General features: G+C 65.7%; 4 protein-coding genes. All 4 read right to left on the bottom strand.

Going from position 1 to position 16,321, the window contains the following annotated elements:
* Positions 1-418: 418 nt before the first annotated feature.
* From M8542_RS31365 to M8542_RS31380, 4 genes are read right to left on the bottom strand one after another with little or no spacing between them, the layout of a single operon-like run.
* Positions 419-2,548, bottom strand: a complete 2,130-nt coding sequence (locus M8542_RS31365; RefSeq protein WP_257923886.1) for a UvrD-helicase domain-containing protein — start codon at positions 2,546-2,548, stop codon at positions 419-421.
* 14 nt (positions 2,549-2,562) lie between these two features.
* Entirely contained in the window at positions 2,563-8,808 is a 6,246-nt protein-coding gene (locus M8542_RS31370) for a DEAD/DEAH box helicase family protein (protein WP_257923887.1), read from the bottom strand.
* Entirely contained in the window at positions 8,805-13,481 is a 4,677-nt protein-coding gene (locus M8542_RS31375) for a class I SAM-dependent DNA methyltransferase (protein ID WP_257923888.1), read from the bottom strand. The genes M8542_RS31370 and M8542_RS31375 overlap by 4 nt, the downstream gene beginning before the upstream one ends.
* Positions 13,481-16,294 (bottom strand): helicase-related protein, encoded by a 2,814-nt coding sequence (locus M8542_RS31380; protein WP_257923889.1) that lies wholly within the window; start codon positions 16,292-16,294, stop codon positions 13,481-13,483. Before M8542_RS31380 ends, M8542_RS31375 begins: the two co-directional genes overlap by 1 nt.
* Positions 16,295-16,321: the final 27 nt, after the last annotated feature.

The raw sequence follows: 16,321 nt of genomic DNA on the forward strand, positions 1-16,321 counted from the left end.
CCCGCAGTCAGCCTGGTCGCGCTGGGTGCGCCGCAGCCGGCCGGCCCGGCAGCGAGCCACCCACACCCGCCCATCCAGGTCCGGTTCGTGCTCGCCGCGCTCGATCTCACGTCCGGGCAGATGCCCGGTTTCTCGACTGCTGCAAGCAGCTGTGCCGCTGCTTGCCCGCCGGGGAGCTCTACCTAATCGGCAACAATTTCGGCCCGCACGGGAAGGTCGAAGCCGGAGTCCGGTGCGCCAAGGGAGGCATCAAGCCAGTCCGCAAACACCCACGGATCGTGACTGTACTGCAGCAAGAGCCAATTCACCGCACTTTGCTGCGTCACCTTACGATCGGGAGCGAAAGCCGCCTTCTCCGACTTCGTCCGTTTGCGCAACCGACACGTCAAGCACTTGCCCGACTCGACACCAGGCTTCCTCACTTATGGGTCACAATTACCAGCTCGTCACGGGCGCGAGTGGCTGCCACGTAACGCAGTGAGCGGCGGCGCAGTTCGGCATCGACTCGCTCTGGAGGAGCCAGCGCCTCCAGCCGCGCCAGTTCCATCGGAGACGGACGGTCGGCCGCGATCACGACCTTGGAGAATTCAGTTCCCTTGGCACGGTGCATCGTCATGACTGCCACACGTCCGTGCGGTGGACGGTCCCGATCGACAGCGCGGGCGTCGACACCACGCTCGGTCAGCGCCGTCACCACTCGGTCTCGATGAAAACGATCCGGTACGAGGACCGCCACGGTGCCGGCATCGGTGCCGGCCTCTACCCAAGCCTGGACACGGTCGCCGATGACCTGCAATTCGGCACTGAGAGTTTCAACGGCATCGAACTCCGGCCCGGGGCCGGTGCGCGCCGACCGGTAGCCGGTGGTTTCCGCCTCGTCTTCCATGTCGGCGTACTGCCCACCTTCGATGATTTTCATCGCGTAGCGCAGGTTCTGCGCGGTGGTCCGATAGTTCAGAGTGAGCCGCTGCGAACGACCGACGATCGGTATGCCGTAACGGCTCAGCACAACGCGCGTTCCATAGATGCGTTGATGTGCGTCCTCGGCGATGAAGAGATCGTTCGGATGCTCGTTGACGAGAGCACGCAGCAACTGCCAATGGCTTGGCGAGAGGTCTTGACCCTCATCGATGAGTACATGGTCGGCAGGCTTGTCGGTCTGGCCGGCCAGATGTGCGGCGGCGACGGCGGCAGCTTCGGCGAAGTCGAGACTTCCATCGATACGACCTTGCGCCCGGTAGGCCGCGATGAGCTCCCACACAGCGGAACGTTTGGCTCGATCGAGTGCGACGCCCCGGCCGGGGCGTCGCACTCGAAGGTAACCCGCCTCGTCGTGGATCTTGTTGGGCAGCACGACGTGCCCGTACTCGCTCGACAGGAACGACTCGTTGGCCAACGCCGGCAAAAGTGACGTTCCAGTCGACTCGACGACCTCCCTCCATCGGGTGCCGGCAGTTCGGGCGAGCGGCGCGGAACGGTCGTCGCCGAGCACCTCACGCACACTGGCGGCCAGGCTGCTGCCGGCAACGCGCAGCACGGCAGAGGCGAGCGCGTCCACACCTGTGACATGCACACCTGTCTGGCCGAGCTTCTTCACAGGCTGAACTCGCGGGTCGAGTTGCGTAACGCTGTCGCTGAGCGCGTCAGCAAGGTTGGTGGTGAACGTTGTCAGCACGATCCGTGCATCGGGGTCACGGCGGGCCAGCGCCCGGGCACGATGCACCAGTACTACCGTCTTGCCGGTACCTGCTCCGCCGGACAGCCTGAACGGGCCGTTATAGCTGCGATCAACGTAACGACGCTGCTCTGGATGCAAGAAGATCCGCCAAGCGCCGAAGTCGCCCCCTTCGATGACGCGACGCAGCTCGTCCTGGTCGCCGATCAAGGCGTACTGGAAGGCCGCTCCTGGTCGTTTGAAGGAGTGCAGAACGTCCGTGTCGGCATCGCCCGAGACCATGGCCCTCTCGAGTGCCATCCGCGACACGACCGAGTCGATCGTGTCGCCGGCGGCGAGATCGACGAGGATCGTGCCGATCCAGCCGTCGTGCTGCTGGGCAAGGTCGAGAACAGCGTCCTCGTCAACGGCGGTGAGAGCCTGATCGGCCACGTACTCAGGCAGTCCGAGAGTCTCGACCAGCACGGTGCGATCATGACCGAGATTCACGAGCAACGACCGACTGGCCGACGACTTGGTATCGACCGGCACTCGTTCGGCCGGTGCTTCGATCTCGGCGATCTGCGGTAGCCCGTTGATCGGATTGACGCTCAGCTGTACTCGGCGCGCCACGGCGATCGCATCGTCGTGGGGCCAGATACCGTGGATGACGTAGTGGCGCTCGCCGTCGCTGTCGAGGCGGAACATGACTGCACGCCAGAAGTTGTCCACCCTGCCGGTACGTACCCGCGGATCTGCGGCGTTCTCGATCGGCTCGATGTGCAGGCCGGAAGTCGTGTCATCGGTTCCGAGTTTCTGCAGGAATGTCATGGCCTTGGCACGGATCGATCCGTCGATCTTGCTGGCCAGCTTGCCCATTATGATGGTCGGCATCGTTCCCCGAATTCCTATTTCCGCTCAAGTGCGGCGATGATCTGTTCCGGTTCGGCTTTCACGACCTGCCATCCTGCTGCGACCAAGTCCTCGCGGTCCTGTTGGGGCATGTGATCGAAGGCAACGGCGACGCGTTGTGTAGGCCAACTGACGTCGAGCATGATTCCGTCGGGGCCCTCGGTACCGATCTCCGGTGGCCCGATCCCAATGTGCGCGGCAAGCGCAGCGATTAGCTTGCGTTCGTTACCCAACGTGGCAGCGTCGTACACGTCCGCCCAGACACCCAGCGGCCGGTCTTCCCCAATTGGTTCTGCCACTGGCGTCGCCTCCGGGCTGACCTGGCTGGTCGTTGCGATCACTGTCGGCCAGTCACGCGCAGCGAGTGCGTTGGCCAGCTGCAGCCAACCTCGCCACGCATCGGCATGCGCGTCGTTCAACACCTTGTCGCGGTCGTCCAGCACGACCGCCACTCGCACGACCATGGTCGGCAGCATCTCTACGACGGCGGCAAGCGCGCCCATCCGGTACAGATGGACCTTGCGGTCGCCACCCGGGAGGTGTTCGTCCAGCAGAGCCGCCCTGGCGACGACCTCGAGGGTGACCCCGTCGGTGACGGTAACCGGTTGAGCATCAGGCGCGAGGAACATAGGCACCGCCCGGCTGACGGCGCGAACCGCGTCCGGCGCCGGCGCAAGCACCCAATCGACCAGCCAGTCCACCGGGCCGCGCCCGAGTGCCCTGTACGCCTCCGGCGGCGCCTGGAACTGCGGCACGTTCAGGAAACTTCCCGCCAGATTCGGGTGATACCAGGGCGGTTGCTCGGCCGCGTCGAGGTCGGCCATGGCGACGGCGACGACGAGCACGCCTGCGTCGCGCAAGTTCGCGCGTTTCGCGGCATCGTCGGCGAGCCGGTTGCAGGTCGATGTGGCGTGGTAGGCCCGACCGTCGGTGAAGATCGCAACGTCCGGCACGTTCATGTCATTGGTGTGCAGCAGGAAGTCCGGCCGTGAGTCGGCCACGTTGGCCTGTGGGGTCAGCGTCCACTGCCGGTGTCCACCGGGCAACGTGAAACGGACGACGTTGCCCGTGGGGCCAGGGGTTTCGGTGACGGTGGCGGCCGCGCGGCGGATCTTGCCGACGAACAGACGATGGAACGCGCGCTCCAGATGAGATTCCGGCTCCTCGTGTGGCGCCACTTCGGTCACCGCCCAGGTCGTTCCTTCTGCAGCAAACGCGTCGGCAGGCAAACCGAGCAGGGTACGTAGGTGCCGTTCCGCCGACGATCTGGACGCTCGGCGGACCATGCCGGGAGCCACGAACGGCAGCAGACAGCGATGACAGGCCAGACGCTGCTCGTGCCTGCATTCACATTCACGAACCCGTTGCCAAGCAAGCAAAAGCAACTCGCGCAGTCGCTCCGGGTCCGCGATTTCGGCGAGATAACCGGTACCGCCGGGCACGACGTCGTGCAGCAGGATCGCGTCGTGGTTGTCGGTGCCGTCCGAGAGCGTGGGGTCCACCACGAATTCGACCTGGATGTGGTCCGGGTGGCCACCTAGATGTTCACGCAATCCGAGCAACAGTGCGGCACCGATGCTGGGAACCGCGAAGTCATCCCCCAGGGTGACCACGCGTGGCAGTCTGATGAGCAGCCCTTGGGTACGCAACGTCCTGGACAAGGCGATCGTGCTGGTCATCTCGTCTGCGGCCGTCCGATAAGGACACCATGGCCGGTGTTCATGCGGTCGGTTACGGCCGGCGTCGGTGTCCTTCTTCCCACATCCGGAGCAGACGCGGAACAGCAGGCCCTGCCGCTCCTCTCCGCTGATCGTGCGGGTAGCGCCCTGGCCGGGTGATCCGAGGTTTATCCAGCGCAGGTCGACGCTGCGCAAGTAGGTGCAACCGAGCCCGGTGTCCTCGACGAACCAGCGACGCACCGCGTTCGCCGGGTCGATGTCGGCGGCCGTGACGATATGGAAGGCGGCTCGCTCACGGTCGTCGCGCCGGTCGGAGATCGCCACTTCGTCACGCCGGACCTCAGCGGAAACTCTGGTCAATTCGACCATGTCGATGCGTTGCCCGGTGTCCGAAATACCCCGGCCGCCGCACCTGGGACACGGCGGGACGGGCAGATCGCGGCCGGTCTCGGCGACGTCAACGGCAAAGCCACAGGACGGGCAGAACGCCCAGGTACGAATGGACGCGCCGTCGAGGCCCAGGTCCACCGCGTCGATGGTGATCTCCCAGCCGCGAGCGTAGAACGTGGCGCCGGGAGCGAAATCACGCAGCGCCAACGCCGAGCCACGATTGAACTGGGCCGAGCCGTACTCATGCGCACCCGTATCCGGATCGGTCCAAGACAACCCGACGTCCAAGGTGACCGAGTCGTCCAGCAGCGTGTAGTTGGGGAAGAGCCCGTACTCCTCCAGCACGCTGATCCAGTACGTGCCGCGCAGGTGCCCGAGCTGCCCGGCGGTGAGCTTCGCGGTGGCCTTCGCCGAACGCAACGCTTGTCTATCGTCGTCGGTGGCGGCTGGGGACGCCATCCTGGCTTCGAGGTCCGGCAGCAGCTCGGTGATCGCTTCCTGCCGTTTCAGCAACGTATCCACCGTTGACTGCCAACGCGCGCTCGCGGCGTGCACGTACGCAGCGAACTCGCTGGTTCCCGGCCCTGAACTTGGCCGAAGCCACTCACGCAGTTCCGTCACCACGTAGTCGGGCAGGTCCGCGAAAGTCGCGGTGAACGCGGCCAGGTGCTCGTCGGCTCCCTGCTCGGCATGCCGAACGAGTGCACCGAGGAAAGTACCCGGTTTGTCCGACCCGATCGCGCCGACGGCGGTACGTGGATGTGGACGCCGGGGATCGCGTGCGAAGCCGTCAGCGAGATAGGCGACGTACTGCCGACGCAGGATCTCCTCCGCCGCAAGGTAGGTGGCCGGTGGACGAACCTCTCCGTCCACGACCGACAGTGGATCGCCGATCTTGGGTAGCTGGTCACCACGTCCGGTGACGAACGCGAGGTTCAGCGCATTGCCGGTGAGTCGTCCGGCGCGGCCGACGCGTTGCAGATACGAGGCCACGGTGCGCGGCAACGAAGCCAGAAACACCGCGGAAAGGTCACCGATGTCGATGCCCATTTCAAGCGTCGGCGTCGCGACCAGCACGTTCGGCGCCTGTGGGCTGCCTGCTGCGTTGCGGAAACCATCTTCGTAGGCCTGTCGGGTCTCGTCGTCCAACAGGCTGGTGTGTTCACGGGCGACCACCCGACGCATGTCCGGGGACGCGTAAAGACGCCGGTAGAAGTTGTCCGGCGACTCCTCCACGCGCAGCCGACCACGGCAACGAACATGCAAGCAGGGCGCAGCGAGGAGCTGGTCGATGGTGGCGGGTGAGCCGGGCGTCACGGCCCGGCAGACGTCGCACACCAGCAGTCGCAGCGCGGTGTCCGGCGGCGCGACCACGACGCCGGATGCCGGGATGGCGTACACGGTGGCGCCGGCGTCGCTGATGGTCGTGTTGAGCACGCCGTCGCGGGCGAGCCGGTCGAACAACAGCTTGCCCAGCCGCCCGCCGTCGGGTGGAGACACATCGAGCACTCGACTGGTCCAGCGGGCATACCAGGACTGGGATGCGGTGACGGCATCTACACCACGCCCAGTGGCGCCGGTCCCGCCGACCTTCGGGTATGCGGGGGCCGGTCGGTTTCTGGGGAACGCGGGCATGCCTTCACTGCGCGGCCGCCCGCCCCAGATCGACCAGTCCCGGCCGTCCTCGGCGCGAAGGCGATCGAACCATGGATGGTCAATGGCACCTTGCGCGCGCATCCGGTCCAACACGCCACGGACCCAGGCGATCATCGTCGCGTCGGAGCGTGGCTCACTGTCGAGTTTCTCCTGCCAGGACGTGCCCGCCAGCGCGGCGCGCGCGATACCGGCGACGCGCTGCGGCGTACCGGCTTCCACCTCGACGGCAACCGTGCCTGTGAGTTCGAGGGTGCGACCAGTCCTCGAGTTGAGCCCAAACTCCAGCGCGGTGGCGAGCGAGAGCCGTTTACGCACCCTGGACCTCACAGGCGCGCGCACCGCGCGCAGCGTCGGAGCTCGCCAGAACGGGGCGAACGACTCCCGGTCGGCGCAGTCCGGTGCGAGGATTCGGTAGCGGGCGAACGGGTCGTCGCCCGCCTGCCGGATCACCTCGTCGACCAGCGCGTCCAGGGTGAGCGGGCCGTCGGCGACGGCGTCGGCGAACACCGAACGCAGGGTGAGGGTGTGCGAGCGGGCCTGCACGAATCCGGCTCGGTGCGCAGCGTCCTGCACCGAGTCGGTGAACACGAGCGCCTTTTTCTCTCGCGTGTCCAGCGTCGGTGTGCCGAACAACGTCGACAGCGACACCGACAGCAGGGTGGCGATCGCACTGCCGAGAAACCGGATGCCGTCTTCCTGGCCGCAAGACGGGCAAGTGTCCTTGTTTGCGTCGGCGTCTGCGTCGAGGCCGGTGGTGGTGAGCACCGGCAGGATCCAGCCATCGCGCAGTTCTGGGTCATCCTCGGCGACGCTGGTGAGCAATTCCCGGTGCCGCACGGAAAACCATGCCAACCCCTCGACGGGCACGTCGCTGTCCAGGTCGGCGGCGGCTTCGACGGGTGCGTACAGCAGTGCCCGGAACCGGCCTTCACGGGCAGCGTGGTTGCGCCGGATGTCGTCGTCTTCGACGGCAAGGCTGTTGCCGACAGGGGCAAGGCCGACACCCCAGCCAGACCGGCCGCAATGCCTGCAGAAGATGGCCGGCAACGACGGCCGGGCTTCGGCGTCGTCTGCGACGGCCGGACCGTCGTCGCCCCAGCGAAACCGGGTGGTCGCCGCGACGGTCCGGTCGATGCGCGTCAACTCGCGCACCCATTGGTGGAGGTCCACCGACAAGGCTGCCCTGCCGGCGACGGCGCGAACGTGCCCGAGCGCACCGAGCACGTAGCCGACGAACTCCGGGTCGGTGCCCAGCACATCGATGGCCAGGTCGTCGAGCGCGATCGCGGATTCAGCGTGACGGGCGAGGTCGTGGATCAGCGGGTGTGCTCGGCAGGCGGCGTTGAGCCGTTCCGGCGTGGCGCCGACAAACGCCGTCGCATCAACGCCGTAGAGCGCACCGAGCACGGTGTGGGCGAGTTGCTCACCGATCGGATCGTGTCCGAGCTCCGCGACCTTGTTCATGATGCCCGGCACGTCGAGGTCGACCAACGAGACCGGGGTAAGCCCCGGGTCCGCCCCCGTAGACCACTCATCGAGGCCTAGCCGGGTTTCGGTGACGACCGCGTCGGCGTCGAATTCTTCGCCGAACACAGTGGCGGCGAAGTCAAGCATGACCGTCGGATCGCCCTTGTCACCCAATGTGGCAGAGGTGGCGACCGGTGCAGCGAGCCCCAGCGGCCGGCGTCGCGCGGCGGCGTCGATGCTTGGGTCATCGTCGTTCCAGTGGCTCTTCAGTGTGAGGCCCAGACGACGCAGGAGCATAGCGACGTCGGTACCCTGCGCGCCGTCGTAGGTGTGGAACTCGTCGAGCACTACGTAACGCAAGCTGGTTGCGGACTGCCGCCAAATCTCCTGGTCCCCGACGCGCAACAGCAGTTGGTCGAGCATCTTGTAGTTGGTCAGCAGAACGTCTGGCGCAGTGTCCTGGATGATGCCGCGGTCGGTGATCAGCCCGTCTTTGGTGACCTTGGTGCGTGTCGGCCCGTCTTGGCCGGTGTAAAGCGCCGCGGTGACGTCGGCGAGCTCGCGGTGCGTGGTGAGTAGCGTGGTCAACCGCGCCGCCTGGTCGTTGGCCAGCGCGTTCATTGGGTACAGGATCAGCGCCTTGGTACCCTTTTCGCCGTTTCGCCGGGCGCGCAAGACGTGGTCGATGATCGGATACAGAAACGCCTCGGTCTTGCCGGAGCCGGTACCGGTAGTCACCAAGGTCGACAGCGGGCGGCGGTCCTGTCCGTCGACCTTCGACGCAAGCCGGCCGAAAGCGGCGGCCTGGTGTCCGTACGGCGGGAAGCCTTCGTACCAGTCGAGTGTGTCGCGCCAGCCGGCGTCGGCGGGCCGGAACGGCAGGCGGAGACGGACGTAAGGTCCCTTGAACATGCCGGTGTCCGGATCGGAGAGAAACCGGTCGAGCGCGTCCCGCGCGTCCCCGTCGGTCAGTCCGAACGTGGTCGTCAGGTAGTCGACGAGCCCGGCCCTGATCCGGTCCGCCTGCAGTGTCGGCAGCAGCTCGCTCACGACCGCTCCTCAAGACGGCGCTGAAAGTCCGCATACGCAGCGCGCATGTCGTGCTCCCTGTCCAACGTGATGAACGGGAATTCGTACGTGTATGTGTTCTCTGCCTGATTGGTAGCCGTCCGCTCCTCAGGCGACATCCGCTCTCCCTTCTTCCGCCACACGGTGAGCACGGAGTTGGGAACCAACCGCCCATTGGCGTCGTAGTGGTAGACGTTTCGGTCGTACCCGTAGAGCACTGCGAACTGCGTGCGGTAGATCGTGCACAGCTCGTCGGCGGTCAGGCCAAGCGTGAGCGCGACTAGCGCATCGATCTCGACGAGAGCCTGGCGGCGTTCGGCGGCGACCCGCACCGGGGTATCGGGGGTCCAGGTAGGCTCAACCGCGCCCAACTCGGGGCGGTGAGAGTGAGAGAGGCCGCCGGTCCAAGAGTCACCGGTAAATGCGGGCGACCAGCATTTTGCCCAGAGGTCGGCGTAGGCGTCGGTGACAGCGTTGAGGCGGAGGGTGCGCAAGATCAGCTCTGCTTGAAGGCGGTCGCTTTGCCATGGCAGTCGATTGACTGTGCCCATGCTGATGGTCGCCTTGGGTACCACGCGGACCGCGAAATCGCTGACAAGTGAGCTGAGATAGCCACTCACAGCAACAAGGTCACGAAGTTCTTCCTCGGGTGCTCCCGCCGAGGAGACGCCATGGATGTGGGCGGGACCCGGAGGAATTAGCGCCGATATGAGGGTCCGCTCATTGGTGTTGACGCCCATGTTCCGCCAGGCGATACGGTAGTAGTCTCGTGCGGGTACGGGCTTTTCCTCGTCACCCCAGTCGGTGTAAGCGCAGTCGTAGCGATAGCGGTCACCATTGGGCTTGTAAGTGGTGATCGGCACGGCATCCGGTGCGAGGCTCTCGAAGTCGGTGGCCGACCAGTCCACGTTGCTCAGCATTGTCTTGTTCGGGGTCTTGTTCAGTGGTGTAGCGACGTACAAGTGCGGACCCTGCAAGATTACATCGTCCCAGGTACTTGGCGCGCCCCAGCGGGCCTCGAAGTAGCCTTTCTTCCGGTCGATACTCTCATCCCATCCGCGGGAGAAGCGAAGCCCAAGTCCGCCGATTCGCGGCAACCCGGACAGCCTGTTCAACACGGAGGCCGCGGACCGATTGACCGCATAAACCATGCGAGTCTGTGGGACCGGCGTCGTCGAAACCTCCAAGACGGCGTGCCAGGTCGCCAGTACGTCGTCGGTAACCTGAGTGATCCGCCCGTGATGTGGGCGCTGGTCCCAGTTCCCCCCGTCGTCCTTGAGGCCGGGCTCCGGCCCCAATCCATCGTGGACGAGCGACCGGCTCACCGTGTCAGGATGGTACAGCGAAACGGCATGACGGAACGAAACCGCAGGGCGGTGCTGAGCGTAGATGTTTACGCTGTAATGCCTCTGGTTCCCGATGTCAAAAAGTTGAAGCTCGTTACTGAACTCCCAGTGCCGGCGCAGTCGGCGGTAGACTTCAGCACGCAGCATCCCTGCCTTGTCGTCGGTGAAATGTGTATCGAGATGAATGAGACCGACCGCGCCACGCTGGGAGCCGAGCCGCCACGTCTGCTCCATGAAGCAGCGGTAGAGATCGGGCTGGAACCCCTGCAGATGCGGGTACTGCGCCAGCGACCCGACAAATTCTGCGGTGCACGCAACGTCGGTGGTGCCATCGAGCACGAGATCGCGAATCTCCAGCAGCGCGAGGGTTTCCTCGCGTTTCGCTTCCCGCTTCGTCTCCGAAGGTTTGGCGGCCAGCTTCCACCAGGGATCGCCTTCGGCCAGTAGCGCGTCGACGTCGGAGCGAGGGCGGACCCACGGCGGGTTTCCTACCTGGAGGTCGAACCCGCCTCGAGCGAAGACCGTGACAAAGTCCAGGTTCCAATGGAAGAAACCCTGCTGCTCGGCGACCTGTTCGCATACCGCCAGCCAGGGGTGGTCGCGGAGGACCGTGGCCACTGGTCGGACACCAGCAAAAGTGAGGTCGAGGTCTTCAGCCTGGTTGAGTTCTTTCCAGTCGGCAGCCTGAGCGAAGGTCGGCCCCGAGTTCTTCTTACGGATCTCCGGGTTGCGTCCGATCAACGCCTGGAGTGCCGCGATCCAGCCGTCCAGGTCCGGGGGCTGAGTGTCCGTGGTGAGCGGCCAAAACCACAACGCGGCCCAGGCGTCCATGACACGACGCAGGCGTTGATAGGCGCCGTTTCGGTCGGCCAGTGCCGCTTCGATCTGCTCACGTTTCACCACGCCCCCGACCGGACGATCGTCGACACCCCAGACCGGGATATCCCGGCGGATCTCCTGCTCGGCGATGTTCAGCCGGCGGTAGGCGATCTGCCAAAGGATCTCGACCCGATGAGCGAGTTCGACGAGCGCGTTCACCTGTTTCTGAGTCGGCTTCTTGCGGACGCGGTTCCGCCAGTCCTTCACCGCCTTTGCTGCGTTCTTCGCGAGCGCCGCTGCTTCCTTCGAGTCGGCTGCAGCGCCCCATCCGTCGGCGGGCAGCAGGAAGTGATGGATGCCGTCGGCTGCAATCTGGTCGTTCGAGATGTCGTCAACGAGCGATGTGAGCGGGATGTCGCGGGGGACTTCGGTGAGCCAGGACTTGGTGCTCACCTGGTTACGGGTGTAAACCGCTCGGCGCGCACCGACCAGGGAGTTACCGCGGCGCAGATGCAGGCCGAACCACGGTGCTGACAAGCCGGAGACCATGGTGTCCAGCCAGAGCGAGATTTCCGCGAGCTCGACGGCGGTCGAGTTGAGGTCGACCCCGTACACGTTGTGCAGCGCGAGGTACGCCTTGACCTCCTGCAGGCGCCGCGGGTACTCGTCCGGGTCGATCCGGATGCTGAGTTCTGTTTGCTTACGTTTGAGGTACTGGTCGGCCAGCTGTCGGACTGCTTCGATTGCGAACGCACCGGAACCGAGGGCAGGCTCGCACACTGTGAGCGTGAGTATGTCCGCCGCGCTCGTCGTCCCGTCCTGGTCGAGGAGTTCTTCCAGCGCCTGGCCGACAGTAAAGCGAGTGAGGACTTCCGGGGTGTAGTACGACGCGGACTGCTGGCGTTCGCGGCCGGCGAGACGAAAGACGAACGAACCCTCCGGGTGCAGCACCGGGCGCCTCTCCCCGGTACGTGGGTCAACGGCCTTGACGAAGTCTTCTGGTGAGATGCCGTCGGCGCGGTCGACCGGCACCACCCAGGAACCCTTCGCCCCATCGCCGCCCTTGGCCACCTCGTAGAGGTCGGTTTCGGCGAAGAACCCGGTGTAGGACATCAGGCCCTCGTACACCGCCCCCAGCTGGTTGATGCCGAGTTCCGCGTAGGAAATGAAGCCGCGGTCCTTGCCTTGAGATTCCTTGCTGAGCAACAGATGCGTGAGCACTTGCTGCAACGCGGCATTGCCGAGCCGCACCTCGTCGATGTGCGCAGTCTTCACCGGCTGAAAGAGATCTGCCCGCAGCGCGTTGAACGCGAGTCCAGCCGCGACCTCCGACTCGTCGTCACTCGTCGACGGGGCGTGGCCGTTCTCGACCAGCCCGAATAGTACCGCCAGGGATTCGTACAGGTGGGTGCCACTACGGGCCTGCGGCGTGGCCAGTTCGACCTGGATCAGCTCACGCAACCGGTCGAGGCTGTACCCCTGGTCGTACTCGGGCGCGCCCACCGGGAGCACTCCGAGCTCCGGCGACGCCTCGGCGTAGAGCAGGAACAGGATCCGATACAGAAACCGCAGCGACTGCTTCGCCAGCTCCTGCGCCTCGCTGGGCGGGAGCGGATCGAGTCCCTGCGCTCGACGGCGGTCAAGTACCTCGTTGGCGATGATCTCGATCGACAGGCGAACGCCGTCGCGGAGGTCCTTCGACACGCCCACCGTGTGCTTGACTGACGCCTCAAGCACGCCGTGCCACCAAATGGCGCCTTCCGCGTCAGGGGCGACCGACTCCGCGGACAGGCAAGTGAGCACCCGGTCGATCTCGCCGGCCTTCTTGGTGTCATTGCGTTCACAGACCAGCTGCACATCGACCGCCAGATAGCGGCCCTCGGCCCAGCGTTCCCGCTCGGCCAGCAGCGCCCACCGCCCGGCCAGCACCAGCACGAACTCCGGGGCCTCCTCGGCCACGAACAACGACGACGTCAGCCGGGCAACGGACTTGATCTCATCGCCGTCCTCGGCGAGTTGCACCGCTTCCGGCAACGTCACCGCGTCACGGGAGAGCAGATCCTCCACCGCCGCAACCGGGCGAGCGGAAAGCACTACCAACGGGGCATTTTTCTCGACCCCTAGGGCAGAGATCCGCAGCAGCGGGCCAGCCCGTTCGACTACCAGAGCGTGACCGGTCAAGCCGAGGATGTCGAGCAGTCGCGCGTTCACGTCCGCAGCGACATCGTCGGCGGTGCGGCCGTCACGAGCGGCTGCCGCCTCCGCGGACGGGTCGAGCAGTTCGGTCACCGCAGCAAGATCGCGTTCCAGCCCCTGGCGGGCCGTGATGAACCTCGAGCGGGCGGTTTCCCGGCTCTCTTTGTCTTCGTCGTCCCAGAACTTCCTGCGCTCCGACACCTTCGCCCGAAAGGACTCTTTGGTGGCATCGGTGCTGAAGTAGTGCTCGGAGAGCCAGCCTTCACCGACGATGATCGCGTCCGAGCCGGCCATCACTTCTCTCCTTCGGGTTCCGGAACGACCACCAGCAGCGGGCGGACCAGTTGCCGGTCCGGAACCATCGCAGCCACCATGGCCCGCTCCTGGTCCACGGTTGCCCGGCGATGCTTGAGCTCACTGCGCTGGATCAGGGCCTCGGCCTCGTCGTCCCAGTTGTCCAGCCGTGTCGACCATTGCTCGACCCGGCTCGCCACGTCCTTCGCCGCCGCGTCGAACAATGTCCGCAGGTGTTGTTCAGCCTGCTGAACGGCCGGCGCAACGAGCCCTTGTAGATCCGTGACGTCAACCGGGCCGGGGTTTGTGTGCACTTGGTGCCAACCAAGTTCCACGAGCGCGTCGCGGGCCGAGCCGTGCGGGGCGATCAACGCGAACGACGGATCTTCAGGAGCAGGGAACTGCGCGGTCAGCCAGGCAACCGCGACGACTTGGCCACGCTTGTTGGTCAACGTGCCGACCAGCAGCACCGTGGGCACGTCAACGGCACCGCGGACGGCGAACACTTCGTTGCGCCCCAAAGCGGCCAGCGCCCGGTCAGCCGCCCAGTCCAGCACCGGATGCAGCGGCGCGAGGTAGTGCGCGTCCGGCCAGCTCAGCTTCGTGGCGTCCCGCAACGCGGCAGCCAGCCGGTCCTTACCGCGCGCCGGGGTAGTGGCCAGAACCAGTTTCTCGGTGACCTTGCGTTCGGCCAGGTATCGCTGCGGCAACACGTCGAAACGCTGAGCCAGATCCGGCGGCGGTACGAGTTCCGCGGTGCCGAAGTCAACATCCCTGCGCCAGCTGACACCGCCCTTGGCCGGTGTCGCGGTCGGGTCGATGAACGCTTGACGCAGCGCGTCCTCCAGGTAGGACACGTCGTCGAAATAGAGCGTGGGACCAGTCTCGATCGGCGCCGGCGGGCTCGGCTCCACCTGCTCGGCGCCGGGGGCGTCGAAGAGCTGGGCGAACAAGGCGGTTAGGTCGTTGCCCGCAGCGACGTCAGTGACCGGGCGGACCACGTCGTCGAGCTCCTTGCTGCCGGCCAGCACGGCGCGAATGTCGTCCTCCTCGCTCTTCACGTCGTAGTGGCCCATCAGCGAGGCGACGTCGCCGAGCGCGGTGTGCGCCTCGTTCTCCTTCTCCAGCAGCCTGGCCAGAATACGCACGTCGCCGGCGAACCTCTCGCCGTCCGGATCTAGCAGCAGCGCGGTGATCAGCGGCGGGTGTTTCTGCCCGTACCGGTCGATCCGACCGTTGCGTTGCTCGATGCGGATCAGGCTCCACGGGATGTCATAGTGGATCAGGTGGTGGCATTGCGCGTGCAGGTTGACGCCCTCGGAAGCGACATCCCCGGTGACCAGTACCCGCACCGACGCCTGTTCCTGTTTGAACGCCTCGACGACCGCCTGCTGCTCCTCGTCGGCGAGCCCACCGTGCATCAACGCCACAGCCTCGGAAGGCATTTTCAGGTCCTGCGGCAGATTGCGGTGGAGCCAGCGCAACGTCTCCAGACGCTCGGCGAACACCACTGCGCGCACCTGCTTGTTCTTGCCGACCCCGATTCGTTTCAGGTGCTCCACCAGTCGCTGGTACTTCGCCGAGATCCGGCACTGGTCGTTGAGCTCGGCAAGTTCGTGCAGGGCCCGGCGTTCCCGCGCGGCCCGGTCGTCGTCGCCAAGCCTGCCCAACCTGCCGTCGATACTTTCCCGCAGGGCTTCCGGTGAAGATAGGAACGCCTTGGCCAAGGTCCAGGGAAACAGCGAAGCGTTCTGTCCCGAATATGGGCTGCCGCCTGTTCCTGGCCACAGCCAAATGTCCGCAAGCTCACGAGCGACCGTGTTCTCCTGGGCTGTCGCTGGGACGAGCACATTCTCCGGTTCTTGCCGCGACGCCCAGTCGGCGCCGACGACCTGCGCGACCTCTGGGCTATGTCGATGCCTGCGCACAACCAGCCGGCGCACCTCATCCTTGTCGAGCTGGTCGTCCGGCGGTACCGCAGACGGATCTAGCAGGCGGAGCAGTTCGGCGAACGAGTCAGCGCGCCCGTTGTGCGGTGTCGCCGACGCGAGGATCAACGCCTCGGCGTTGCGGGCGAGGATCCGGGCCAGCCGGTTGTTCAACGTCGCCGAGTTGGACAGGTTGTGCGACTCGTCGATCACCACCGCGTCCCAGCGCTGCTTGCTCAGGCTCGCCACGTAGCGGTCGGACTTCAGCGTGTCGATCGAGATGATCGCCCTCTTGAAGTACGTGAACGGGTTTCGCGTGGCGGGCAACTTCTGCCGCACGCGCTGAATGCCCGCCGAGTCCAGCCGGACGAACGGCAACGCGAACCGGCACCAGAGCTCGTGCTGCATTTGTTCCAGGACGTGCCTGGGCGTCACCACGAGGATCCGTTCGCCGCGCCCACGCTGCACCAGCTCTGAGAGGATCATGCCGATTTCGAGGGTCTTGCCGAGCCCGACTGCGTCCGCCAAGAGCAGCCGTGGCCGCAGGTTCGCTGGATCGAGCGCCTTACGCACGGCCGATTGCTGATAGCTCAACGCGTCGGCGAGTCCTCGGCTGGCCACCGACAACGCCTGCTCGCCGATGGGGTGCGGGATCTTGCGGATCGTCGACTCCAGCCACAGCCGGGCGGTGCGGTAGCGCGCGCTGGCGTCGGCGACGACTGTCGCGTCTGCCGGCTCCAGCGGAACGATTTCGTCGAGGCTGCTGTAGAACGACGCGCTGGTGTCCCTGACCAGCTCACCAAGCCCTTGCACATGCACGAGCTTCCCGTCAGCGGTGTCTTCAACCGCGCTGACCAGCCATTCCTCTCCCCTGATCAGCACCATCGAACCAGGTGCGAATACGCTGTCGGC

Source organism: Amycolatopsis iheyensis (assembly GCF_024703995.1).
Lineage (GTDB): Bacteria > Actinomycetota > Actinomycetes > Mycobacteriales > Pseudonocardiaceae > Amycolatopsis > Amycolatopsis iheyensis.

Coding starts and splice junctions, on each gene's coding strand:
- M8542_RS31365 (WP_257923886.1), bottom strand. CDS start 2,548: ATGCCGACCATCATAATGGGCAAGCTGGCCAGCAAGATCGACGGATCG.
- M8542_RS31375 (WP_257923888.1), bottom strand. CDS start 13,481: ATGGCCGGCTCGGACGCGATCATCGTCGGTGAAGGCTGGCTCTCCGAG.
- M8542_RS31380 (WP_257923889.1), bottom strand. CDS start 16,294: ATGGTGCTGATCAGGGGAGAGGAATGGCTGGTCAGCGCGGTTGAAGAC.